We start from the raw sequence: 24,027 nt of genomic DNA on the forward strand, positions 1-24,027 counted from the left end.
ATGATTCTGATATTGCGGATAATCATATAACGTTTTTGGATGTGAGTCAATAGGTTTTCCGAAGTTTTTTGATAATTTCATTTTGTTCAATTTAATGATTGCGTTTACATGGTTGACATGTCAAGAAACCCACGATTATTAAATAAAAATTAAAAAAGTAGCTTCAGTTCCAAACTGAAGCTACTAAAATTTATTTATTCAAATAATCTGTAACTGCCCCTTTGGATGAACAGGAAACATTATGTGCATATTTTCCGAGTACACCCTTCTTATACAATGCAGGCGCCTCCCATTCTCTACGTCTTGCTTCCAATTCTTCCTCGGAAACATCCATTGAGATCTCTCTTTTGTCGGAATCAATTGTTACGAGATCGCCTTCTTTCAAGAATGCAATCGGACCTCCGTCTTGTGCCTCTGGAGAAATATGTCCAACAACTAAGCCATGCGTTCCACCTGAAAATCTACCGTCTGTCAGAAGCGCCACAGATTCACCCATACCTTTTCCAACAAGAATACTCGAAATGGAAAGCATCTCCGGCATTCCTGGACCACCTTTAGGACCCACATAGCGGATGACAAGAACATCCCCATCATTAATTTCATTGGCCATTACCGCAGCAGTAGCATCAACCTCGTTATTGAACACACGTGCAGGACCGGTATGACGTTTTACTTTTACACCAGAAACTTTGGCCACTGCACCTGTTGGGGAAAGATTCCCTTTCAAGATAATGAGTGGACCATCTTTACGTTTTGGATTTTCAAAAGGCATAATAACCTGTTGATTTTCTTGAAGTGATGGTGCATCTGCCAAATTTTCTGCAATTGTTTTCCCAGTTACAGTCAAACAATCTCCATGCAAATAGCCATTTTCAAGTAATAGTTTCATCACGGCTTGTACGCCACCAACACGATGTAAGTCTTGCATAACAAATCTTCCACTTGGTTTCAGATCAGCAAGATGTGGTACTTTCTCTTGCATACGGTTGAAATCGTCAATCGACAAGTCGACTTCCGCTGCATGTGCAATTGCAAGCAGGTGAAGAATTGCATTTGTGGACCCGCCAAGTGCCATAACAACTGTAATGGCATTTTCAAATGCTTCTTTTGTCATAATATCTTTTGGATAAATACCATTTTCCAGCATATTGTAAACTGCTTCTCCTGCTGCTTTTACGTCTTCAGCCTTTTCAGCTGATTCTGCAGGGTTTGATGAACTTCCAGGTAAACTCATACCCATCGCTTCTACTGCAGATGCCATCGTGTTTGCGGTATACATACCACCACATGCACCTGCACCAGGACATGCACTACATTCGATGGATCTAAGTTCGTTGTCATCAATGTCGCCATTATTATGTTTTCCGACACCTTCAAATACGGAAACAAGATCAATATCTTTTCCTTTGTGTTGTCCTGGTGCGATTGTTCCCCCATAGATAAATGCTGCAGGGACACCGGAATTAGCTATCGCAATCATACAGCCTGGAATATTTTTATCACAACCTCCGATTGCAACAAGTCCATCTAGATTTTCAGCTCCTACAACTGTTTCAATGGAATCAGCAATCACATCACGACTCGGAAGCGAATATCGCATTCCTTGTGTTCCCATCGAGATTCCGTCAGAAACAGTAATCGTATTAAAGATTAATGGTACCCCACCAGCTTCTCTCACACCTTTTTTCGCACTGAAAGCTAAATCATTAATATGTATGTTACATGGAGTAACCTCTGCCCATGTGCTGGCAACCCCTATCATTGGTTTCTTGAAGTCTTCATCCGTTATACCAACCGCTCGAAGCATGGCACGATTCGGAGACCTCATCGTTCCATCAAATGCTTTACTGTTTATACGTAAATCTTTACCCATATAGAAAACCACCTTTCTTTCGAACTATTATATGACTAATTTTTTAATACTTCAATCAATTTTATCAAATTAAAAGGTCATTTATTTTTAAAGCGCTTGCATATTAGGGTTATTTTCCAAGAATCAATCTTTTGATTATAAATAATATTGACAACTTATTTGATATTGCTATATTGAATTATAAATGGAGATTTATTAACGGAAGGATGAATAATTATGACATTTAACGTTTTAATTAGTGATCCACTAAGCGAGGAGGGCATTCAACCTTTACGCGAAACAGATAATTTCACAATTGTGATGGAAACGAATTTAAGTCCTGAAGAACTGGGAAATCGTATTGGTGAATTCGATGCTCTACTAGTTCGCAGTCAAACTCAAGTAACAAGGGAATTAATTCTAAAAGCAACGAACCTGAAAATAATCGGGCGTGCTGGTGTCGGCGTAGATAATATCGACCTGGAAGCGGCGACTGAAAATGGAATTATCGTTGTGAATGCCCCTAATGGAAATACCAATTCAGCTGCAGAGCATACGATAGCAATGATTATGGCCTTGTCTAGAAACATTCCACAAGCCTTCCATGCATTAAAAAACCGACAATGGGACCGAAAGAAATATGTCGGTGTGGAAATAAAAAACAAAACCTTGGGCATTGTGGGCCTTGGTAGAATTGGCGTGGAAGTAGCTGCACGTGCCAAAGGTCAGCGGATGAACGTTATTGCATATGATCCATTCTTGACGGAGGAAAAAGCCGAACAAATGGGAATCGGTTATGGCACATTGGAAGAAGTATTAAAAAAAGCCGATTTTATTACAGTACATACCCCGTTGATGAAAGAAACAAGGCATATGATTAACGCACAGGCTTTTAAAATCATGAAAAATGGCGTTCAGATTATCAATTGTGCCCGTGGGGGAATCATTGATGAAGATGCATTGTATGATGCGATTGTTTCCGGGAAGGTTGCAGGGGCTGCACTCGATGTTTTTGAAGAAGAGCCGTTTGTCGACCATAAGTTACTGGAATTAGAACAAGTTGTCGCAACGCCACATCTAGGTGCCAGCACCATAGAAGCTCAAGAAATTGTAGCCATCGATGTGAGCCATGATGTTATCCGCTTTTTGAATGGCGATGTTGTCAAAAATCCTGTCAATCTCCCTTCTGTTCCAAGTGAAATCATGCATAAAATTGAGCCCTATTTTCATCTGGCTGAGAAACTCGGTACGTTCCTAATTGATTTGACAAATGAAGTTGCCGAAGAAGTATACATTACGTACTCCGGCGATTTATCCGAAATTGAAGTAGCACCATTAACAAGAAATACAGTAAAAGGGATTCTAAAACGCTATTTGGGAAGTCATGTGAATGACGTAAATGCACTGTATCTTGCCGATAAAAAAGGGATTACCGTAAAAGAAAGCAAAACTTCATCCACCAAAGGTTTTACCAATCTGATTACTGTTGAAATTAAGAGCAAATCAGGACGTCGAAAAGTAGCCGGCACATTATTGAATGGTTTTGGACCAAGACTAGTAAAAGTTGACGATTATAGTGTGGATGTTACCCCTAAAGGGCATATGGTAGTTATTCAGCATACAGACCAGCCCGGTGTTATCGGTCGTATGGGAAGCACTATTGCAAAACATAATATCAATATTGCTACCATGCAGGTAGATCGCTCAGATGTTGGCGGAAATGCCATCATGATCCTAACGATCGACAAGCACCTGGAAACGGAAGCATTGGAGGAGTTAAAGAGCCTCGATGAAATTAAAGAAGTTACTGCAATAGATCTTTAATCGTAAAAGCACATCACACCTTTTCGAGGGCGATGTGCTTTTTACATTATAGCTTCTCGATTATCGGCAAAAGTTCATCCAATCCCGAAATTTCATAGGTTGGTATTGTCTTCCCTTGTGCTTTTTTATGGCGGTTGATCCATACAGAACGGATGCCCGCTCGTTCTGCTCCTAAAATATCGGTGTTCAAGTTATCTCCTACCATGATAACCTCCTTGTTTTTAAGTGATAGAAGTCCCAATGCGTGTTCAAAGATAGATGGATCTGGTTTCCCCTTACCAAAGCCACCAGAAATTACAATATGATCAAAATAAGGCACAAGCTCCGGTGTCAAATCAAGCTTCGTATGTTGCAAATCAGGTGATCCATTTGTCAACAGCAACAGCTTGTAGTTTCCTTTCAGTTCCTCCAACACTTGAATCGCATCATCAAATAAAAGAGCCGTTTTCTTCCGCTCCCTAGGAAAAGCCTCTGCAAGTTCTATACCAAATTCTGGATCATCTATCCCTAAGTCAATTAACCCTCTCGTCCAGGCATCTTTTCGATAATTCGGAGCGATTTCCTTCAGCTTGCCAAATTCCTCACCCTTATCCAGAAAATTGGCCCACAGTCCTTCAAAAGGATTGATCCCTATCATCTTCGTGAAATTATATGTATCATAGGAAGCATAGATTTCCCTTGCATGTTCCCTTACTTTGGCTTCCAACTCATTTGGATTAATATCATATTTCTCACTCGCCAGTTTACATGTTTTTTCAAAAGCATCTTTCACACTTTTTTCATCCCAGAGCAATGTATCATCCAAATCAAAAAATACTGCTTTAACCATTTTTACAGCTCCCCCACACCTATTTTTTCTTTCTAGCATACTACTGTAATTATAATTTAACAAAATTAATTAAAAATTAAGTGTTGCGCAAATTTAATTTATCCCTTATGATTAATAGAAATTTATAAACATAACTAAGGAGACAATTGATATGGAAGACCAAACTATTCGCGTACAACTGAGTGAAACAAAAAAACAAAAACCTAAATCAGATCAGCTTATTTTTGGAAAGACATTTACGGACCATATGTTTGTAATGGATTATTCTGATCCTTTAGGGTGGCATAATGCGAGCATTGTACCATATCAACCTCTAACGATCGAACCATCCGCTATGGTATTCCATTATGGTCAATCCGTTTTTGAAGGACTAAAGGCATTTCGCACAGAAGACGGAGAAATTCAATTATTCAGACCAACAAAAAACTTGGAGCGTTTAAATCATTCCAACGATCGCCTTGTAATTCCACCAATTGATGAAGAATTTGTATTAAAAGCAATTAAACAGCTGATAACCGTGGAAAAAGACTGGGTCCCTGATGCAGAAGGCACGTCCCTCTATATTCGCCCGTTTATCATTTCAACTGAACCATATATCGGTGTTGCACCAGCATGTCATTATAAATTAATTGTTATTTTATCACCTGTTGGGGCGTATTACAAAGAGGGAATCAACCCGGTAAAAATTGCCGTTGAAAATCATTACGTTCGTGCTGTTAAAGGTGGAACTGGCGAAGCAAAAACGGGTGGTAACTATGCATCAAGCCTAAAAGCACAGGAATTGGTTGGTAAAGAAGGCTTTGCTCAAGTTCTATGGCTGGACGGCGTAGAACAGAAATATATCGAAGAAGTAGGTAGTATGAACGTATTTTTCAAAATTGACGGGGAAGTTGTAACTCCAATGCTTAACGGCAGTATCCTTGCTGGAGTAACAAGAGACTCTGTAATCCGTCTTCTTAAACATTGGGATATACCTGTTTCCGAAAGAAGAATTTCCATGGAAGAATTACGCCAGGCACATCAGGACGGAAAACTTGAAGAAGCATTCGGTTCAGGTACAGCTGCCGTCATCTCTCCAATTGGTCAGTTGACATCGGAAGGCGAAGATATGATTGTCAACGAAGGAAAAACAGGAGAAATCTCCCAAAAAATATACGATACCATTACAGATATCCAATATGGCAAAATGGAAGATCCATTTAACTGGACCGTGAAAGTGGAAACAAAAAGTACTGTAAAAAATTAATTCACTATAGAAATCGCTGTCATGCGCCGTTCTTCTATAGTGGCTAAGCTTAAAAAGGCTACCTTTAAGGGGTTTTCCCTAAAAGGTAGCCTTTTTAGTTTGCCTAACTACTTGTTTCCGTTTGTCATACTTTCTTCGGCGATCTTAATCATTCGTTTGACCATTTCGCCACCCACCGAACCGTTTTCACGTGCAGTTGTGTCAGCTCCAAGTTCAACATTGAATTCACTTGCAATTTCTGCTTTCATCTTGTCTACTGCATTCCCAGCACCAGGCACTAACAATTGATTTCGATTGTTGTCAGCCATCCAGATCACTCCTCGGTGTATTGAACAGAAAAAGTCTGTTCCCACTTATCATCTGTAGTGTTAGTTATTTTATTCCTCCTTTAAAATTGGTCTAAACAAACAACCCGCCACATATATTAGACTTGCATGTTAATTTGAACAGATGTACATAAGGAGGAGAAACATTAAGTGGCAAACAGTATGCATCATATAGAAATAGACTTACCAATTTACAAAATATGGAGTTTTATTAGCGACATGAATAATTGGGCTGAACTTGTGCCAGGTTATGCCGATCATCGCATTCTTAATAAGACGGAATCCATTTGGAAAATACATGGCGATATTGGAGTTATGAACCGAACAGTAAGTTTGAACGTTCATATTACAGAATGGGTTGAACCATCGAATATCCATTTTCATCTTAGTGGGCTAAATGAAACGTGTATTGGAGAAGGATACTTTCGGGCAACAGCACTATCTGAAAAGAAAACCCAAGTAACCGGTAGTCTGAACGTTACTGTAAAAGGAATGATGGGACCAATGGTAAACCCAATATTAAAAACAGTAGTACCAAAGATTGGAAAAAATCTAACTGAAAAAGTAACCGTAAAAATTATGGAACACGAAAAGTTAAGATTAACGGTATAAGCCTATACATGGTTTTTTTATACGGGAATCCATATGTACATTTAAAAAGGATAGCTATTTACTCCTTTCCTGCTCAGTGATAAAGTATAAGATGCATCTTCACATGGAAAGGAAAAACAACATGAACAAAATAGTACGCAATAAATCAGTGTCCCAATATATGTATATCATTTTAGGGGCTACACTTGTTGGTTTATCCTACAATGTATTTTTCCTCCCCTCAAGACTTGCAGCAGGCGGCATTTCTGGGGTGAGCACCATATTGTTCGAACTATATGCATTAAGTCCTGCACTCATTCAATCCATGATTAACATACCCATATTTATTATTGGCTGGATTGCTTTAGGTAAAGATTTCAGTTTTAAATCCTTAGTAGGTACGTTTTGGGTTCCTTTTATCATCTTTCTTACAGCCGATATCCCTCTCACTGTCACAAATCCGTTTCTAGGGGCATTGTACGGCGGTATTTTGCTTGGGGTTGGACTTGGTATTGTTTATAAAGGAAACGGCTCTACTGGTGGTACAGCTGCCATTGCCCAGATTGTCAAAAAATTTACGGGTATATCCAGTGGCTATTCCCAATTTATCGTAGACGGAATCGTCGTTACGACTTCCATTATCGTCTTTAACCTAGAGCTCACTTTATTTGCCCTATTAGCAATTTATATCTCAGGAAAAGCGATTGACTTTGTACAATTACGGACTTCTGCAACAAAACTCATCTTAATCATTACAGAAGAAGAGGAAAAGATTCAGACCCTCATTCATGATGAAATCGACCGTGGACTTACAAAGGTCCGCTCTGTTGGTGGGTACTCCAATCTTAATAAAACGATGATCCTATGTGTCACTGAACAACCCGAAGCCGTCCAACTCAAGAAGATTTTGCAAAAAGAAGCACCAACATCTTTTGTCATATTCTTAAATGCGTCGGAGATTCTTGGTAGAGGATTTTCATTGGACAGATATTATGGACAAAAATTATAGCAATATAAACAAGCACGCCATAAAAGGCGTGCTTGTTTATTCTAAAATAAAATTATGTTAATGGGAATGATTTACGCTATGGGTGATATCTTCCAAAAACGTTTCAGACTTCGTATGATCATGCAACTCACAATAATATACGACCGTTTTAACCTTATGAGAAATATTACATGTGCGACTATACCTCATAAAGTTTTTCCAATATGTAACATCGTGTGAATCGGTTTGAAAAACATTTATATCGGTACCATACTCTTTCCAATCATGCTGCACATCGGTTGTTCCATAAAAATCATTTTCCACAACAGCTGCTTCTGCTTCCATTAGTTGCATAGATGCAAAAATTGCAAATGAAAGACTAATTATAAACTTTAGTTTCCTCAATCTCACCAGCCCAATCACGAAGTTAATGAAAAATCTTTACTTCCTTCCGTTAATATAGGTTAGTTTCCAGTAAAATATACCTTCCTATTCCATTCCCGGCCGCTGATCCATAAAATTTTGATAAGCAAAGCCTTTTACTTCCGCTTCTGAATAAGACTTAAGCAGTTCATTTATTAGGTTTTGATAGTTAGCTGCATTTTCCAAATGGTCGACAAAACTGCTTATCCCATCGAAATCCGAACCAAATCCAATGTGATTTACCGCTCCAAGTGAACAAAAATGATCAATATGTTTAATCAGATCTGGAATCGTCGCTTCTTCACGCTCGTAATTAATGAATGGTGGATTGTAAACAATATGAATCAGACCGTTTTTAGCAATCATACGCTTTATCTGGTCATCATATAAATTACGTGGATGATCACATACTGCCCGTGCATTGGAGTGGCTTGCTATTGGATATTGTGCAAGCTCCATGATATCCCAAAAACCATTTACTGTCGCATGTGCAACATCGGTGAATACCCCATATTCATTATTCAGTTTCACCACTTCTTTTCCAAGGAGCGTTAATCCCCCACCTCGTGGCTCCTCTGCACCATCCGCACATAGATTGGCATTGTTCCACGTTATACCAATAGATAGAACGCCCAGACGATATAATTGACGAAGCTTCATTAGATCATTACCGAATGCATCGGCACCTTCTAGCGTCAGTACAGCGCCAATTTCGCCGTCTCTCAGCGTGTCTAAATCCGACCATGACCGAATATGTCTCATTTCAGAATTCTTCCCTATGACCTCTGTATAAAACAAATCGACTTGTTCCAAAGCATGCTGCCATTTTTCTTCTGATGGAACATCTGGGTGAATGAAAATCGCAAAGAATTGTGCTTTGACATTTCCATGCTTTAAACGTTCTAGATTTGTGTCTAATTCCTTGGCATTCGAAAAATCTAATTGCTTTTGATCATGAAAATACTGCCCTCTTTTTGCAAGCTGCAGTTTTAAAAGTGCATCACAATGTGTATCAATTATTTTCATAAAGACCGCTCCCTTTTGTAACAGTTTACCATGCACGATAGAGCTTTTACTATCTTACAAAATTTCAACACTAAAAAGCGAAGAGAGGCTATCTCCCTTCGCTTAAAACGGATTCATTTACTTATTACCTACTCAACTTTCGCAGAGTGAAATGGATAAATAAGCAAGCCTTGGTAGAATTAGGAGGACTGGAGCTAAACTGCTCAAGTTAACTTTGGATTAACTATTAGCGCTGAACAGTCTTAATGCATCTATACGCAAGGACTTTTTCGTAATTTCTCTGTTTTTATCATCGTATTTTATATAAACTACGAAGTAACTGCTGGTTGGTTTCTATCCGTATGTAGAAACTTCGGCGACCGCTCTGGGAATTATACTTCGCTTTCCGTGGGCGGCTGGTGAGCCCTCCTCGTGCTTCGCACTCCGGGGTCTCACCGATGCCTTTCCTCCCACTGGAGTCTTCGTATATTTCCCAGAGCTGGTTTTAAGCTTACAAACGATTAACTGCATTAGTGATTGTTATAAAAATCTCATCACACAGCTTCACCAGTCCGGGTGAGCGGCGGGCGGTGACTCCTGCGGGAAAAGCACGTGTCCGAAGACCAGAAGAGCGGTTTTCTCTTCGGGGCTGAGGCCGTGCCCGCGGAAAGCATCCGCCCAGAGCGATCCCGGACGGCAGCAATAGCACATATGTTAGAATACCAACCAGAAGTTAGTTCGCATTTTATCTCAACTCTGCGATGATTAAGAGGCTATAAACAATACAAAAAAAGCCTTTTTTTATCAAAGTTAGCAAAGACTAGAGACATTCTAAATTTAATCCGGCTAACTGTTCGAACTTATTTTATTGGTGCGAAAGTTGAGTTACTTACTCTCACGCTGCCTTAATTCAATCCGGCGAATTTTCCCTGATGATGTTTTTGGCAGTTCATCGATAAATTCAATTTTCCGCGGATATTTATACGGCGCAGTTAATTGCTTAGCATGGTTTTGCAATTCTTTTACCAAACCTGGATCACTGGCATCGACATTTTCCTGAAGGATGATATATGCTTTAACGACATTCCCACGAACTTCGTCAGGACTTGCAATAACAGCACATTCTTTTACGGCAGGATGTTTCACTAGCGCATCTTCCACTTCAAACGGTCCAATGGTATATCCGGAGCTAACGATAATGTCGTCATTTCTCCCTTCAAACCAGAAATAGCCTTCCTCATCCATTGATGCCTGATCACCTGTGATATAGAAGTTACCTCTTTGCGATTTCTTCGTACGCTCTGGGTCTTTATAATATCCTTTGAATAATGCAGGTGTATCAAGCGGAATGGCAATATCGCCCACTTCTCCTACAGCAACTGGATTACAAGCTTCATCAATCAATTGGACATTATTACCTGGCGTTGGTTTTCCCATGGAACCGGGTTTTACTTTCATGCCTTTTAAAAATCCGAGTAGTAATGTATTTTCTGTTTGTCCATAGCCATCCCTAACCGTAACACCAAAATGTTTTTCGAATTTATCAATCACTTCACGGTTCAATGGCTCTCCTGCAGAGACCGCACTATGTAATGCTGGTATACGGTAGTCTGATAGATTATCAAGCTTGGCCATGAGACGATATTCGGTCGGTGTACAACAAAAAACATTTACTTCATTTTGCTCCAACAAACTCAAGTATTTTTTCGGTTCGAATCTGCCATTATAAACAAAGCCAGTTGCACCTGAACCGAGTACAGAAAGAAATGGACTCCATACCCATTTTTGCCAGCCCGGAGCAGCAGTTGCCCAGACGGTATCCCCTTCACGAATACTCAACCAGTTGGATGGTGCTGTTTGCATGTGCGCATATCCCCATCCATGCGTGTGCATAACGGCTTTTGGATTACCTGTTGTACCTGATGTATAAGGTAAAAATGCAATGTCATCACGCGTAGTGGATGCAATCTCCAGTTGATCGGATGCAGCGTGTTTTAAATCATCAAGCAGGTTCCAGCCATCCACTTTGTTACCAACCGTAAATTTCACCAAGTCATCGTACTCCTTGACGCCATTAAATTCATCCGTGTAGTCCGCATAGCTGACAACTCCACGAACCTCCCCATGTGTAATTCGATACTGCAGATCTTTCGTACGGAACATTTCCGAGCTTGGAATAATGACAATTCCTGTTTTTAAGGCAGCTAAATATATTTCATAGGTTTCAATAACTCGTGGCATCATAACGAGTAATTTATCTCCACGTTTCAGTCCTTTTTGCCTAAAAAGATTGCCAATTTTATTTGCGTTCTTTATAAGAATTTCATATGTAACTTCTTTTCTATTTCCGGATTCATCTTCCCAAATAACCGCTTTACGATTAACATCATGTGCATATTTTTCAATTTCGAATACGATATTATAATTTTCTGGAGCAATTAAATCTTCCCTTTTCACTTAAATCACCCTCCTGTTTTAGTACCTGATACTAACTTCTTATCATTATATCAGATATTAATTATTTTTTCACGTGTTATCTGGCAGTAAATCCCTTAACGAAATGAGTTTTATTTGAAAGATTTCGTTCGTTGATATATCGTTACTATGGTATGATAGTTACAAATAAGGGGGAATTTTTAATGAATACAAATCAATTCCAAATTCATTTAGATAAGAAAAACCTTACACTTACCGCTGAACAGCTTGTCTTCTATAAACAAAGTAAAGTTTTAGAAGCAACAGATAAAAATGCCAATTACTACTATCTGATCTTTTATAAAAATGATTTTATCAATGGAGCAAAGAGAAAACAAATCAAAATAAATTCCCACATTCATCATGCATTTACAAAAGGTATCCACTTCAAAGGATCTCACCCGATAACCTCACTATTATTGCAAAACCAGAAATCTTTTCAGCTAATTTCATTCAACCAGCTCTATAAAAACATTCAAAAGTCCTATCCAAAATTAGAAACTGCATTGGTTATCTCCTACTTCGATTCATTTACCAAAACAGGTTCCGTCGAAAAACTATTTAAGCGTACCTATTACGAATATCGCAGAAATGGCCAAAATCTGAATGCTTATCAGCTTTTAAAAACCTACAACAATGTCGGTCGCGAAAGTAAATTTGCTCATGATATGATGCATGATATGCAGCTTAGTCAGTATGGCACCTTGTACCAAAACATGAAAGATGTGTATAAAAAAGACCCGATTAATTTTGAATCTGCTTCCTTTGATGATTTATTTAAGAAAAAGGAATCGACGGAACTCCTTCTCCAGTTATATAAAGAACAGAATCGCCCCCTCGATGAACTGGCTGTACGAACAACGATGCTCAGGTATAATTTCAGCAAATCCAATTTTGAAGCTATCCTCACAATGCTCACTGATTTATCCGAGAAAGCGAAAATTCTCTATTTACAAGAACTAAAACAAACCCCTGCAGTTAAGGAGGAACTAATGAATGTCATTATGGCTTCCGACAATGCAAATGACGTATCTGATTTCCTAATGTCCACGAAACTAATGCCACCCGATAATCAGATAGAGAATATTATTCAAAATTTTGAACAGGCGGATGCCACCGTATTATCCACCTATTTTAAGAAATCAAACAAAAGATTACTGAAGCTATCCAAGGACGATGCACATAAAATGGAAAAACTGATAAAACCATTTGTATCTGCCTTTTTAGAAGATTACCGCTTAAGTGACATTCTGGATTGGCTCGAACCCTTCCGTGAAGCAGGGCATCAATTGCCTATCGAACGGAAGCTATTAAAAATGAAAAAATTGACGGAGGACCCCGACCAACAATTTGCACTTGGCGAATTGTATATTCAGTTTCGTCAATTAGAAAAATCAATCGACTGTTTCAAATGGGAAATGGAATTGCACCCGGAAGATCTAAAGCCTGTTACGTATTTATCAAAAATCTATCAGGAACTTGGAGATAAAGAAGAAGCAGCAGCATATCAACAATTACTAATACAAATGAACAGATAAGAAACAAACCTCTTTCATCGATCGCAAATTCTGTATCTCTTTTAGCTGGGACGAATCTTTTAGGGAAACAGCTTTATTTTTATCAAGGAGATATAATCAGAAAAAGCCGTTCGCAGTCTTGAGAAACTTCCTCAGGGTACGAACGGCTTTTTCATATATAATGATTAACCTATTTCTGTTTCCATTTGTTCTTTTGGTAATACTTCGTTCATGCTACCTGTACGATATCCTTTTAAATCAACAGATACATAATCAAATCCGAGTGAAACGAGTTTCATTTGTATTTGTTCACGTTTTTCTATAAAGTCTGCAATCTTATCCTCTGTAACTTCGATTCTTGCCACATTTTCATGATAGCGTACACGAACCATTTCAAATCCAAGTTTAATTAAGAATAGCTCTGCTTCGTTTACTTGACTGACTTTTTCACGATCAATTTTTGTACCATAAGGAAATCTGGATGCTAAGCTGCATGATGCAGGTTTATTCCATACAGGTACTTCAAGTTGTTTGGACAACTCACGAATCTCTTGTTTATACAGGCCTGCTTCCTGCAAGACACTGCGTGCGCCTTCTTCTGTTCTTGCTTTTAATCCTGGACGGAAATCATCCATATCATCCATAATCATGCCATCAAGTACATAGTGATAGCCCATTTCTTCTGCTATGTTGTTCAAGCGAGAATAAAGCATTTTTTTACTGTGGTACCAACTTTCCGGTGTATTTGCTGCAATTGCCGGATTTTCCAATTCTTTCATTTCGGTTTTCAGTACACGAACTCCCATGTTTTCTGCCAGTTTAACGGCACCATCAAACTCTTCCCTGCGGAAAAGTTCAGAAGCAACTACGACTGCAAGTACATCATCCCCTAATTCCTGCTGTGCACGCTTCAATAAGAAAGAACTGTCCACACCGCCGGAGAAAGCTATTAAAACACGTCCCATTCCAGATAGAATCTCACCAAGCTGCTCGTTTTTTTCGTTAAGTGTTTTATTCATATCAAGTCTCCTCACTTTATAGTTATATATTCATTCATTTCAGATACAATGTCTAACGAATTCATTTCGTACTCACATACCTTAATTTAAGGTTACTGTTCAAACAAATAACTGTCAATAATATAACCTCTTTTTAATAATTTTTTTTAAAGAGTTGACAAATTATAAGATTCGTACATAATATAATTTATACTATTCCAAGTTAAAAACTTGGTTTAAAAAAATCATGAAGAATGAAGTATTAAAACTGGATCAATTAACAACAGCTTAAAACACGTATTTTATATAGGAAATAAAAGGGGGTGAATTCATTGTTTCTTGAAATGGATAACGTAGGGAAATATTTCAATAATGAGGAAAAGCAAACGACATTTGAAGTTTTTTCCAAGATTAATATAACCGTACCGGAAAATCAATTTGTTTCCATTCTTGGTCCTTCGGGATGTGGTAAATCTACACTATTATCGATGGTTGCTGGTCTTGAGAATACTTCAGAAGGAAAAATTATGCTTGAAGGGAAAGAAGTAAAACAGCCGGGACCCGATCGTGGCATGGTTTTCCAGCAGCCTTCCCTGTTCCCTTGGCTCAATGTACGTGATAATGTTACTTTTCCATTAAAAGGGAAAAGAAGCCAGACGGAAGCAGAAAAAATAGCGGATCACTTTTTAAAAATGGTTCAACTAAGCAGATTTAAAGAGAATTATATTTTTGAGTTATCCGGTGGAATGCAGCAGCGTGTCGCAATTGCGCGTGCGCTCGCTATGGACCCAAAGATATTACTGATGGATGAACCTTTTGGTGCACTTGATGAACAAACCCGTCACATTATGCACGATGAATTGATGAAAATTTGGCAGGAAACGAGAAAGACAATCTTGTTCGTTACGCACAGTATCCAGGAAGCAATCAAGTTATCAGATCGCATCATTGTTATGGGTACTCGACCTGGACGTATCATTGCCGATATCCCAGTTGACATCCAACGACCACGAAAACGTGGAGTGGCAGAAGCTATTGAGCTGGAAGAAAGAATTATGGGTTTACTTGAAGGTGAAATAAATAAAGTCTTAAAGGAAGAATTAGCCAATGAAATGGAATCTACTCATTAAACGAATCGTTTTTCTAATCGCTATCATCGGACTATGGCAGTTGATTTATTCTTTAAATATATTTGCAGATATCATCTTTCCATCGCCAATTAAAGTGTTCGGTGCTTTGTACGAAGGATTTGCAGAAGGAGATTTCTTCGTTGCACTAGGAGCAAGCTTCAGGCATCTGTTTAGCGGGCTTTTTCTCGCAATTCTGATTGGAACACTAATCGGAGTTATTCTCGGGAAATCCAAGCAGGCAGATGAAACAGCAGGAATGTATTTAATTGCCTTACAAAGTATTCCAAGCATTGTATGGGTACCACTCGCAATCATGATTTTTGGTTTTTCAGAACTTGCTGTCGTATCAGTAATTGTTTTAGGCGGAACATTCGTCATGGCGTTGAATGTTAGATCGGCAATTCACAATGTCCCACCACATTTCGTACGCGCTGCAAGAACGATGGGTGTGAAAGGATTCGGATTATTTTTCAGGGTGGAAATACCTGCAAGTATTCCTTATTTCATGTCCGGACTCCGCCTTGCATGGGCCTTCAGTTGGCGAGCATTAATGGCTGGGGAATTACTCAGTAACGGCCCGGGTCTCGGATATACGTTAAGCTATGCACAAGATTATGCTCGAATGGATCAAGTGATTGCAATTATTATCATTATTGGGGTTATAGGAGCTATTGTCGATAATCTCGTATTCTCAAAACTGGAAAAAACCGTTATGAAACGCTGGGGACTATAGGTGCCTGTCACTCCCCAAATTTTGTGGAAATATGTCGAAAAAAATTAGATTGAGGAAAGGATGCGAAACCATGAAAAAATCTTTATTATTTACCATGTTTATTGCTTTCGTTTTGTTACTTGCAGCTTGTGGAGGATCGGATGATGGAGCTTCTACAGATGGTACACCGGAGGAGATTACAATCGGATATTTCCCAAACATTAACCACGTTGCCGGGATGGTTGCAGAGGAGAAAGATTTATACGCTCAAAACTTTCCAGACGGAACAACCGTGAATTATCAGTATTTCCCTGATGGATCATCTTTTATGACTGCACTTGCAGCAGGAGAAATTGAAGGTGGCCTTGTTGGTCCAGGACCAGCAATGAATCATTACACGAGTGGGTCTGAGATTAATGTAGTTGCCGGGGGATCGACTGGTGGCACAGTAATTATGACAAGAACGGATTCAGGTATTGAAACACCGGAAGATTTAGCTGGGAAGACGTTTATCTCCCCAAGAGTTGGTTGTACACATGATGTGCAATTTGAGACACAGATGAGCGAGGAATACAATCTTACTTCCGATCGTACTGGTGGGGAAATGAAGCATGTAACTGGTGAACCAGCTACGTATCACAGTATGTTCGTTTCAGGAAAAGTGGATGCAGCAACGGTTCCTGAACCATGGGCTTCTGTAATTGAAGAGGAAGGAAGCGGAGAAGTTCTTATCGATACTCCTGAAGTTGCTTATGGAGAAACTTTACCAGCTGCCGTTTTCGTTACATCTCAGAATCTAATTGATAACAATCCTGAGCTCGTACAAAAAATTGTGGATGGACATAAGCAAGCAACCGATTTTATTAAGCAAAACCCAGAAGAATCGAAAACAATAGCAAGCGAAAAAATAGAAGAAATAACTGGTCAAGGTCTTTCGGCATCTGTCATCGATCGTGCATGGGAACGTATAGATTTCACTTATGAAGTTGACAGTAAAGTTTTACAGGAATTTGCCGACTCATCTTTTGAACTGGAATTCTTAAAAGACAAACCGGATCTTAGCAATTTAGTTGACTCAAGCTTTATCGAAAGTAAAGTAGCAGACGCAAGCGCTAGCAACTAAAACAAAATACTTTGATTACAAGAGCTGTGAATGAACGATCTCATTCACAGCTCTTTTCTGTTTTTCTATAAAACTGGTGTAGTACATAACAAATTTGGTAATATAAAGAACAAGGAGCGTGTTTGTCTTGGCAGAATTCAATGAACAAGATTTTGAAGAAGCATACGAAGAGGAAACAAACAAAGTCAATGCACAATTAGATGAAGAAATCCTATTTGCCATGATTGGCGATGTGAATACAGGTAAATCTTCCACCATTAACCAAATCATCGGCGAAGAGGTCGCCGTGGTTGGAGCAAAACCGGGAGAAACAACTGGAATTGATAGCTATATATATCGGGATAAAATTATCTTCGCAGATACACCGGGACTTGATGATATTAACAATCGAAATTCCCAAGAAACGATGAATTTTTATAAACATGCGGATGTCATTTTATTCTTCTTGAATGCGGCGGGTACCGTATTATCAGAAGGAGAAAAAAAGTCATTTGAGATTATTTCCAAAGAAAATAAAAATATCCTATTTGTCTTAAATAAGATTGATGCTGCAGATGATATCCCTGGCCTAGTCAGTTACGTTAAACAAAATACGAATAACAGCTACAAAGTCGTTCCAATCTCATCCCGAACTGGAGAAAATATTGATAAACTAAGAAACGAAATTTTGGACATACTCAAAAAAAAACATAAAGAAATCCAATTTGCCAGGCTCGTGAAGGAAAAGTCTTCCATAGCCAATAAGTGGATCTTAGGAGCAACTGGATCGGCAACAGCAGTAGGAGCTGTACCGATACCAGGATCTGACTTTGTTCCACTGACAGGGATTCAAGTTGGGTTGATGGTCAAATTGGCAGCTTTATATGAAAAGCCCCTTTCCAAGGAAAGAGCAAGGGAATTAGCGATTGCCACCATTACAGGCAATATAGGTAAAACGCTGTTCCGCCAGGTCATCAAATTTATTCCAGGCGCAGGTTCCGTTGTAGGTGGAAGTATTGCAGGCGGTATGACAATGGCACTTGGTTACGCAATTAAATATGCTTATGAAAATAACATTGAGTTAGACGCCAATTCACTAAAATCTCTGTATGAATATTTCCGCAATAAAGACACAAAAGAACAAGTATAACTGCTCAGTAAAACCGAACAGTGCCTGTCACTTCCCGAATTTTGTCGAATGAAAAGGAGCTTGGATTTCCAAGCTCCTTTTTTTCATTATCACAGGTCGAGTCAGCTTACAAATTCCGTTTCGACAGGTCCTTGCCGTCATATGTGAACACAGTCTCTTTGTCCTCTATCGTCGTTTCCATATGGACCGTTCTGCCCCAGAGCTGATGGATATAAGGTAAAACATGCTCCAAATAACGAATATCCAATTCAATCCCTTCATAACCATGAACAAGATACAGTTCTCCGTTGCGCATGTAATCACCATTTTCAACGACGATATATGGAAAACCACCATTTACGCGCATGGAAATGAGCTGGTCCCTCACCTGTTCATAATCCTTCTCAGAAATCCGGTAATCCCTACCCTTTTTCTCAAACAAGTACAAGTCTTCCTTCTGTACAAGTTCCTTTGTCAAATAGTTCCGTATAAACGAAATATCTGATTCAATTTCCCGCACTTCAAAAATCTTCTCTCTGCCAGAGTTCGGTTTATAACCTAACAATTGCATCTCTTCTGTCGGATTATTGTAGCGTTCCTCTATATCTTCAAAGATTTTTAACCCTAAATAATATGGATTAATCGACGTTTTTGATGGTTGGACTACACCTGCGTTTAATTTGGAAAACTCGATTGTATCATTTGTACTTAAATCCATTTCGCGCAATATCCGCTGATGCCAATAGGATGCCCAGCCTTCATTCATAATTTTTGTCTCCAACTGCGGCCAAAAGTATTGCATTTCCTCACGCATCATCGTTAAAATATCACGTTGCCAATCCTCCAATTCCCGACTGTGCTCTTCAATAAATAATAATATGTCTTTTTCAGGCCTTGGTGGCAGTTTTTTCGTTTTTTTCCTCGTCGTAGGCTTTTCGTCTGTAGCCTTATCATCCAAGCTCCATAAGTCATCATACTTTGTTCTAGCTTTAGGTTGAACCGTTTCTTCCTCTTCATCTTTCGCATCAACAGGCAATTTGGAACGGACAATTGAAGGGTCAATATGTTCTTGAATGGAAAGGATTGCATCCAAAAAACTTTCCACTTCTTCTTTTCCATACTTCATCTCATAGTCAGCAATACGCTCAGCAGTTGCTGTCATGCTTTCCACCATATCCCTTCTCGTATTGGAGAAACGGACATTGTTTTTGAAAAAATCACAGTGAGCTAGCACATGAGCAATAATCAGTTTGTTCTGTATCAGACTATTTGTGTCGAGTAAAAATGCATAACAAGGATCTGAGTTTATGACAAGCTCGTAGATTTGACTAAGTCCTAGATCATATTGCAGTTTCATCTTATGAAATTGCTTACCAAAGCTCCAATGCGTAAATCTTGTTGGCATACCATATGCCCCAAATGTATAGATAATATCTGCCGGACAGATTTCATAGCGCATCGGATAGAAATCCAACCCGAATCCGGATGCGATTTCCGTTATTTCGTCTATTGCACGACTCAGTTCATTTGTTTGTTCCACATTCATCCCTCCAGAAGTGCTTTATACAGTTTATGATTGGTACAGGAAATAATGTCCTAGAATATTGGATAAGGTGTATGAAGCGGAAAATCAGGGTAATCTAAGAGAAGGAGGGATTCATATGGGACAGCAGTATTTACCAATAGAAGAATTTAATGAAAAGCTTAAATCATGGGCCGGAAAAAAAATTAAAATTACAAAAAGGGAACTTAATGATTTAGATGAAACCGTAATGAAATTGAATTCAGTCTCTTATTCCAACAACACACATAGAGTTGATGATTATGTGCCGGAGCATTCCCTGCTTTTAAGTGGGGAAGGGGAAATTGAAAATGAAGGAAATCAAATGGAACCACTCCCGGCTCCTCTTTATGAAATACCATTGGATGATGCATCGGAATACAAGTTTGATGGCACCCTATTTTCACTCAGTACGGAGCGTGCAGCATATAAAATTGAAGAGGAATAACAAAAAATCCCTGCGAAAGGGATTTTTTTCTTTTATACCATGGCTTTTCTAGAAGATTTTTGTTATTTCACAAAATCTATAAACTACGAAGTAACTGCTATCCCGCCGTCCGGGATCGCTGCGGGCGGATGCTTTCCGCGGGCACGGCCTCAGCCCCGAAGAGAAAACCACTCTTCTGGACTTCGGACACGTGCTATTCCTGCAGGAGTCACCGCCCTTCGCTCACCCGGACTGGTGAGGCTGTATGTTGCAATTAGCTACACAAGTAAAGTAATTATTAGCAACCTTCTAGCCAGCTCTGGGAAATATACGGAGATTCCAACGGGAAGAGAGGCATAGGTGAGACACTGAAATGCGTTAGCATGAAGGGGCTCACCAGCCGCCCACGGAAAGCGAAGTATATTTCCCAGAGCGGGTCGCCGAAGTTACTTATCCTAGTTCGCATTTCACCTCAACTCTGCACTGATCAAAAAACAACAATCATCACGAGAATAGCCTATACCATCGTTTTATCCTTATGAAAGAAACTTTTCATTGCGTGGTACACATCGCCTTTTTCTTTTAGAACATAGTGGCGGAATTTTGGATCATCAATTTTTTTATAGGCATTCATCAATGTCGAGTAACGGTTGTATCCATTAACTTCTCCATAACCGAACATATTGGAGTAATCCATAATTTCATTTACCAATTCGATACACTTGGCATTATCGGATGAAATATTTTCTCCGTCTGAGAAATGGAACGGATATATATTATAGCGTGTCGGGCTAAACTTATCATTAATAACTTCCAAGGCTTTGATATAAGCAGAAGAACATATCGTACCTCCACTTTCCCCTTTGGAGAAAAACGCTTCTTCTGTTACTACTTTCGCTTCTGTATGGTGGGCAATAAATTCAAATTCGACGGTTTCGTATTTGGTGCGCAAAAAGCGATTCATCCAGAAGAAAAAGCTTCGTGCCATATACTTTTCGAATGTCCCCATGGATGCACTCGTATCCATCATCGCAATAACTACTGCTTTTGACTCCCGCTTAATTACTTCATTCCACGTTTTAAAACGTAAATCATCATTATGGATAGGCGTAATTGCTGCATTGCCGTCGCGAGCATTTCTTTTTAGTGCTGTCAAAATGGTTCTCTTTTTATCAACGTTACCCATTAATCCTTTTTTACGGACATCATTGAATTCAACTTTCTCTGTTGTAATTTCGGCTGGTTCTTTTCTTTTTAAGTTCGGTAACTCCAACTCACTAAATAGCGCTTCTTCAATCTCAGCAATGGAAACCTCTGATTCGTAATAGTCATTACCCGGTTTATCCCCTGCCTTCTTACCATTACCAGATCCATTCTGACCTTGCCCCTGTGGTCCAGCATTCGGATCACGTGCGATAACGTCCCCGACTTCAGAATCACCGTTTCCTTGGCCGACATGCTTTGATTTCTCGTAATTATAACGAATTTTATATTCATCCAAGGAACGAATCGGAATTTTTATGACATCGCGTCCATTGGACATGATAATATTTTCTTCACTGATTAAGTCCGGCAAGTTATTTTTAATTGCATCCTTAACTTTATCGGTGTGGCGTTGCTGATCTTGATGACCTTTTCTGTGGAGAGACCAGTTTTCCTGGGAGACAACGAAATTTTTATCTTGTTTTTCCTGCATTTCTATCCTCTCCTATTATTTAAATTTTCTTTCTCTTTAACTCAGGTATATACTTTCTTTATACTATGCACATGCAAACAAGTTATTTCCAAAAAAGAATGATTCCTATGAAAAAAAGGACTAACTTGGTCGTTAGTCCCGATTTTTTCATCAGCGATTTAATAGGCTACCGACATAGCGTAGCAAATCATTTGCTGAGACAGAATTGTATCCATGTTCATCTATTAAACGAGCAATTACTTCATTTACTTTTTTCAATTGTGATTCATCCGGTGTCTTGGAAGATGTCGTAATCTTCACGACGTCCTTCAGATCTGCAAAAAGTTTCTTTTGGATTGCCTCCCGCAGACGTTCATGCGAATTATAATCGAAGCGCTTCCCTTTCCTTGCATAGGCGGAAAGACGAATAAGTATTTCCTCACGAAATGCTTTTTTTGCATTTTCCGAGATACCGATTTGCTCCTCAATGGAACGCATCAGCTTTTCATCCGGATTCATTTCTTCACCAGTAAGTGGGTCTCTTAATTTGTTCTTATTGCAATATGCCTCGACATTATCAAGATAGTTATCCATCAATGTTTTAGCCGATTCCTCATACGAATAGACAAATGCTTTTTGAACTTCCTTCTTCGCAATTTCATCATATTCCCTTCTAGCAACGGCAATATAATTCATATATTTATCCAAATCTTCCTTGGAGATGGATGGATGCTGGCCCAGTCCATCTTTTAATGAGCGTAATACATCAAGCGCATTGATTGACGGTACTTCCTTACGAATAATCGTAGAAGATATACGGTTAATGACATAACGGGGGTCAATTCCCTCCATACCTTCATCTTGGAATTCTTTTTTCAATTCCTCTGCATCTATCTGGTTAAAACCTTCTACACTTTCTCCGTCATACAGTCGCATTTTCTTAATGGGATCGATGCCTTGTTTCTTGGATTCCTTCAGTCTTGTCAAAATCGAAAATATAGCAGCTGCTCGTAAAGCATGTGGTGCCACATGGACATTTGCAATATCACTTTCATTAATCATTTTCTCATAGATCCGTTCTTCCTGACTCACCCGAAGATTATAAGGTATTGGCATAACAATCATACGGGAATGAAGCGCTTCATTTTTCTTATTCGCAATAAAAGAGCGGTATTCGGATTCGTTCGTATGTGCAACGATTAGTTCATCAGCAGAAATAAGTGCAAACCTTCCCGCCTTGAAATTCCCTTCCTGTGTCAATGATAATAAATGCCAGAGAAATTTCTCATCACTTTTTAAAATTTCCTGAAACTCCATCATCCCGCGATTTGCCTTATTTAGTTCTCCATCAAAACGATAGGCTCTTGGATCTGATTCCGACCCATATTCAGCAATGGTTGAAAAATCAATACTACCTGTTAAATCGGCGATATCCTGTGATTTCGGATCAGAAGGACTGAATGTTCCGATACCAACACGCTTATCTTCCGAGAAAAAGATTCTTTCCACTCTGACATCTTCAATTCGACCACCATACTCCTGTTCCAGCCTCATTGTATTCAACGGGGAAAGACTTCCTTCGATACGTATTCCATACTCTTCGGCAAAATCATCACGTAAATGCTGGGGAATTAAATGAAGCGGATCTTCATGCATCGGACAACCTTTAATAGCATAGACTGCTCCATTATCTGTACGCGTATATTGTTCCATACCTCGTTTCAACATGCTTACAATTGTAGATTTACCACCGCTGACAGGTCCCATCAATAATAAGATACGCTTGCGGACATCCAATCTTTTTGCTGCTGGATGAAAATACTCCTCAACCAATCGCTCAATTGCTGTCTCCAACCCGAAGATACCTTCTCCAAAGAATTGGAACATCTTTTGGCCATCTCTTTCCGCTACACCAGAATCTTTTATCATATTATATACACGAGAATGAGCAGTTTGAGCAACTTCAGGCCGTTCTCTAACTATTTCCAAGTATTCAGCAAAGGTACCTTCCCACATCAGGCGCTTTTCTTCTTCCCTATAGTTTCTCACCTTGTTTAAAATACTCATAATTACTCCCTCCATCTATTGCAGCGGTTTATTTATCCTATGCACGGACATCTAGTTTCATGCTATGACGAATCAGTTTGTATGTGGAAGACGTATAAAATGAATAAATAGTTAGTATTACCCGGGAAATAATTTCTGTTATTTTGTCTG

At 39.1% G+C, this 24,027-nt stretch carries 20 protein-coding genes; 10 read left to right on the top strand and 10 right to left on the bottom strand.

The window, feature by feature from the left end; genetic code table 11:
- Positions 1 to 190 precede the first annotated feature (190 nt).
- Positions 191 to 1,873, bottom strand: a complete 1,683-nt coding sequence (gene ilvD, locus ACHABU_RS05125; RefSeq protein ID WP_435762971.1) for a dihydroxy-acid dehydratase — start codon at positions 1,871 to 1,873, stop codon at positions 191 to 193.
- 216 nt (positions 1,874 to 2,089) lie between these two features.
- On the opposite strand from ilvD, the gene serA reads away from it, so the two are divergent.
- Complete coding sequence (gene serA, locus ACHABU_RS05130) at positions 2,090 to 3,676, top strand: phosphoglycerate dehydrogenase (protein WP_435762973.1); 1,587 nt, start codon at positions 2,090 to 2,092, stop codon at positions 3,674 to 3,676.
- 46 nt (positions 3,677 to 3,722) lie between these two features.
- Here serA and ACHABU_RS05135 read toward each other — a convergent pair whose 3' ends face one another.
- Positions 3,723 to 4,505, bottom strand: a complete 783-nt coding sequence (locus ACHABU_RS05135; RefSeq protein ID WP_435762975.1) for an HAD family hydrolase — start codon at positions 4,503 to 4,505, stop codon at positions 3,723 to 3,725.
- A 151-nt stretch (positions 4,506 to 4,656) separates the two neighbouring features.
- On the opposite strand from ACHABU_RS05135, the gene ACHABU_RS05140 reads away from it, so the two are divergent.
- Positions 4,657 to 5,751, top strand: a complete 1,095-nt coding sequence (locus tag ACHABU_RS05140; protein WP_435762977.1) for a branched-chain amino acid aminotransferase — start codon at positions 4,657 to 4,659, stop codon at positions 5,749 to 5,751.
- Between the two features lie 107 nt (positions 5,752 to 5,858).
- Here ACHABU_RS05140 and ACHABU_RS05145 read toward each other — a convergent pair whose 3' ends face one another.
- Positions 5,859 to 6,059 (bottom strand): small, acid-soluble spore protein, alpha/beta type, encoded by a 201-nt coding sequence (locus tag ACHABU_RS05145; RefSeq protein WP_435762979.1) that lies wholly within the window; start codon positions 6,057 to 6,059, stop codon positions 5,859 to 5,861.
- Positions 6,060 to 6,227: 168 nt separating this feature from the next.
- On the opposite strand from ACHABU_RS05145, the gene ACHABU_RS05150 reads away from it, so the two are divergent.
- Positions 6,228 to 6,689, top strand: a complete 462-nt coding sequence (locus ACHABU_RS05150; RefSeq protein ID WP_435762981.1) for a CoxG family protein — start codon at positions 6,228 to 6,230, stop codon at positions 6,687 to 6,689.
- Between the two features lie 121 nt (positions 6,690 to 6,810).
- Positions 6,811 to 7,677: a YitT family protein gene (locus ACHABU_RS05155; RefSeq protein ID WP_435762984.1), complete on the top strand. Its 867-nt coding sequence runs from the start codon at positions 6,811 to 6,813 to the stop codon at positions 7,675 to 7,677.
- Positions 7,678 to 7,734: 57 nt separating this feature from the next.
- On the opposite strand, the gene ACHABU_RS05160 is transcribed toward ACHABU_RS05155, so the two are convergent.
- From ACHABU_RS05160 to mbcS, 3 genes are all read right to left on the bottom strand, one after another.
- Positions 7,735 to 8,061: a hypothetical protein gene (locus ACHABU_RS05160; protein WP_435762988.1), complete on the bottom strand. Its 327-nt coding sequence runs from the start codon at positions 8,059 to 8,061 to the stop codon at positions 7,735 to 7,737.
- Between the two features lie 84 nt (positions 8,062 to 8,145).
- Positions 8,146 to 9,105 carry a dipeptidase gene (locus tag ACHABU_RS05165; protein WP_435762991.1) on the bottom strand — a complete coding sequence of 320 codons (960 nt, stop codon included), beginning with the start codon at positions 9,103 to 9,105 and terminating at the stop codon, positions 8,146 to 8,148.
- Between the two features lie 864 nt (positions 9,106 to 9,969).
- The gene (mbcS, locus tag ACHABU_RS05170) at positions 9,970 to 11,541 is read right to left on the bottom strand and encodes an acyl-CoA synthetase MbcS (RefSeq protein WP_435762993.1); all 1,572 of its coding nucleotides are present in this window, start codon (positions 11,539 to 11,541) and stop codon (positions 9,970 to 9,972) included.
- Between the two features lie 182 nt (positions 11,542 to 11,723).
- Between mbcS and ACHABU_RS05175 the strand changes: the two genes are divergently transcribed.
- Positions 11,724 to 13,097, top strand: coding sequence for a tetratricopeptide repeat protein (locus ACHABU_RS05175; protein WP_435762995.1), 1,374 nt, complete (start codon positions 11,724 to 11,726; stop codon positions 13,095 to 13,097).
- A gap of 164 nt (positions 13,098 to 13,261) precedes the next feature.
- Here ACHABU_RS05175 and larE read toward each other — a convergent pair whose 3' ends face one another.
- Positions 13,262 to 14,095 (bottom strand): ATP-dependent sacrificial sulfur transferase LarE, encoded by an 834-nt coding sequence (larE, locus tag ACHABU_RS05180; RefSeq protein WP_435762997.1) that lies wholly within the window; start codon positions 14,093 to 14,095, stop codon positions 13,262 to 13,264.
- 311 nt (positions 14,096 to 14,406) lie between these two features.
- On the opposite strand from larE, the gene ACHABU_RS05185 reads away from it, so the two are divergent.
- The 4 genes from ACHABU_RS05185 to ACHABU_RS05200 all read left to right on the top strand — a co-directional run bounded on the left by ACHABU_RS05185 (position 14,407) and on the right by ACHABU_RS05200 (position 18,168).
- Positions 14,407 to 15,204, top strand: coding sequence for an ABC transporter ATP-binding protein (locus ACHABU_RS05185; protein ID WP_435762999.1), 798 nt, complete (start codon positions 14,407 to 14,409; stop codon positions 15,202 to 15,204).
- On the top strand, positions 15,182 to 15,937 hold the full coding sequence (locus ACHABU_RS05190) for an ABC transporter permease (protein WP_435763001.1): 756 nt from the start codon (positions 15,182 to 15,184) through the stop codon (positions 15,935 to 15,937). The genes ACHABU_RS05185 and ACHABU_RS05190 overlap by 23 nt, the downstream gene beginning before the upstream one ends.
- 70 nt (positions 15,938 to 16,007) lie before the next feature.
- Positions 16,008 to 17,039 (top strand): ABC transporter substrate-binding protein, encoded by a 1,032-nt coding sequence (locus ACHABU_RS05195; RefSeq protein WP_435763004.1) that lies wholly within the window; start codon positions 16,008 to 16,010, stop codon positions 17,037 to 17,039.
- 127 nt (positions 17,040 to 17,166) lie between these two features.
- On the top strand, positions 17,167 to 18,168 hold the full coding sequence (locus ACHABU_RS05200) for a GTPase (protein ID WP_435763007.1): 1,002 nt from the start codon (positions 17,167 to 17,169) through the stop codon (positions 18,166 to 18,168).
- A 106-nt stretch (positions 18,169 to 18,274) separates the two neighbouring features.
- On the opposite strand, the gene ACHABU_RS05205 is transcribed toward ACHABU_RS05200, so the two are convergent.
- Positions 18,275 to 19,687, bottom strand: a complete 1,413-nt coding sequence (locus tag ACHABU_RS05205; RefSeq protein WP_435763010.1) for a SpoVR family protein — start codon at positions 19,685 to 19,687, stop codon at positions 18,275 to 18,277.
- A 121-nt stretch (positions 19,688 to 19,808) separates the two neighbouring features.
- Here ACHABU_RS05205 and ACHABU_RS05210 point away from each other — a divergent pair, with 121 nt between their 5' ends.
- A complete protein-coding gene (locus ACHABU_RS05210; RefSeq protein WP_435763011.1) occupies positions 19,809 to 20,156 on the top strand; it encodes a hypothetical protein in 348 nt (115 codons plus the stop codon).
- 496 nt (positions 20,157 to 20,652) lie between these two features.
- Here the strand turns inward: ACHABU_RS05210 and yhbH are convergent, their stop codons facing one another.
- Together yhbH and ACHABU_RS05220 are read right to left on the bottom strand one after the other, a co-directional pair.
- Positions 20,653 to 21,831, bottom strand: a complete 1,179-nt coding sequence (yhbH, locus tag ACHABU_RS05215; RefSeq protein WP_435763012.1) for a sporulation protein YhbH — start codon at positions 21,829 to 21,831, stop codon at positions 20,653 to 20,655.
- 150 nt (positions 21,832 to 21,981) lie between these two features.
- Positions 21,982 to 23,877: a PrkA family serine protein kinase gene (locus ACHABU_RS05220; protein ID WP_435763014.1), complete on the bottom strand. Its 1,896-nt coding sequence runs from the start codon at positions 23,875 to 23,877 to the stop codon at positions 21,982 to 21,984.
- Between the last annotated feature and the right edge of the window lie 150 nt (positions 23,878 to 24,027).

Source organism: Oceanobacillus sp. CF4.6 (genome assembly GCF_051262635.1).
In the GTDB taxonomy this organism is placed as follows: domain Bacteria; phylum Bacillota; class Bacilli; order Bacillales; family Amphibacillaceae; genus Oceanobacillus.

Bases quoted from the DNA above. Each gene is read 5' to 3' on its own strand.
- ilvD (WP_435762971.1), bottom strand. From the start codon at position 1,873: ATGGGTAAAGATTTACGTATAAACAGTAAAGCATTTGATGGAACGATG.
- serA (WP_435762973.1), top strand. From the start codon at position 2,090: ATGACATTTAACGTTTTAATTAGTGATCCACTAAGCGAGGAGGGCATT.
- ACHABU_RS05135 (WP_435762975.1), bottom strand. From the start codon at position 4,505: ATGGTTAAAGCAGTATTTTTTGATTTGGATGATACATTGCTCTGGGAT.
- ACHABU_RS05140 (WP_435762977.1), top strand. From the start codon at position 4,657: ATGGAAGACCAAACTATTCGCGTACAACTGAGTGAAACAAAAAAACAA.
- ACHABU_RS05145 (WP_435762979.1), bottom strand. From the start codon at position 6,059: ATGGCTGACAACAATCGAAATCAATTGTTAGTGCCTGGTGCTGGGAAT.
- ACHABU_RS05155 (WP_435762984.1), top strand. From the start codon at position 6,811: ATGAACAAAATAGTACGCAATAAATCAGTGTCCCAATATATGTATATC.
- ACHABU_RS05165 (WP_435762991.1), bottom strand. From the start codon at position 9,105: ATGAAAATAATTGATACACATTGTGATGCACTTTTAAAACTGCAGCTT.
- ACHABU_RS05175 (WP_435762995.1), top strand. From the start codon at position 11,724: ATGAATACAAATCAATTCCAAATTCATTTAGATAAGAAAAACCTTACA.
- larE (WP_435762997.1), bottom strand. From the start codon at position 14,095: ATGAATAAAACACTTAACGAAAAAAACGAGCAGCTTGGTGAGATTCTA.
- ACHABU_RS05190 (WP_435763001.1), top strand. From the start codon at position 15,182: ATGAAATGGAATCTACTCATTAAACGAATCGTTTTTCTAATCGCTATC.
- ACHABU_RS05195 (WP_435763004.1), top strand. From the start codon at position 16,008: ATGAAAAAATCTTTATTATTTACCATGTTTATTGCTTTCGTTTTGTTA.
- ACHABU_RS05210 (WP_435763011.1), top strand. From the start codon at position 19,809: ATGGGACAGCAGTATTTACCAATAGAAGAATTTAATGAAAAGCTTAAA.
- yhbH (WP_435763012.1), bottom strand. From the start codon at position 21,831: ATGCAGGAAAAACAAGATAAAAATTTCGTTGTCTCCCAGGAAAACTGG.
- ACHABU_RS05220 (WP_435763014.1), bottom strand. From the start codon at position 23,877: ATGAGTATTTTAAACAAGGTGAGAAACTATAGGGAAGAAGAAAAGCGC.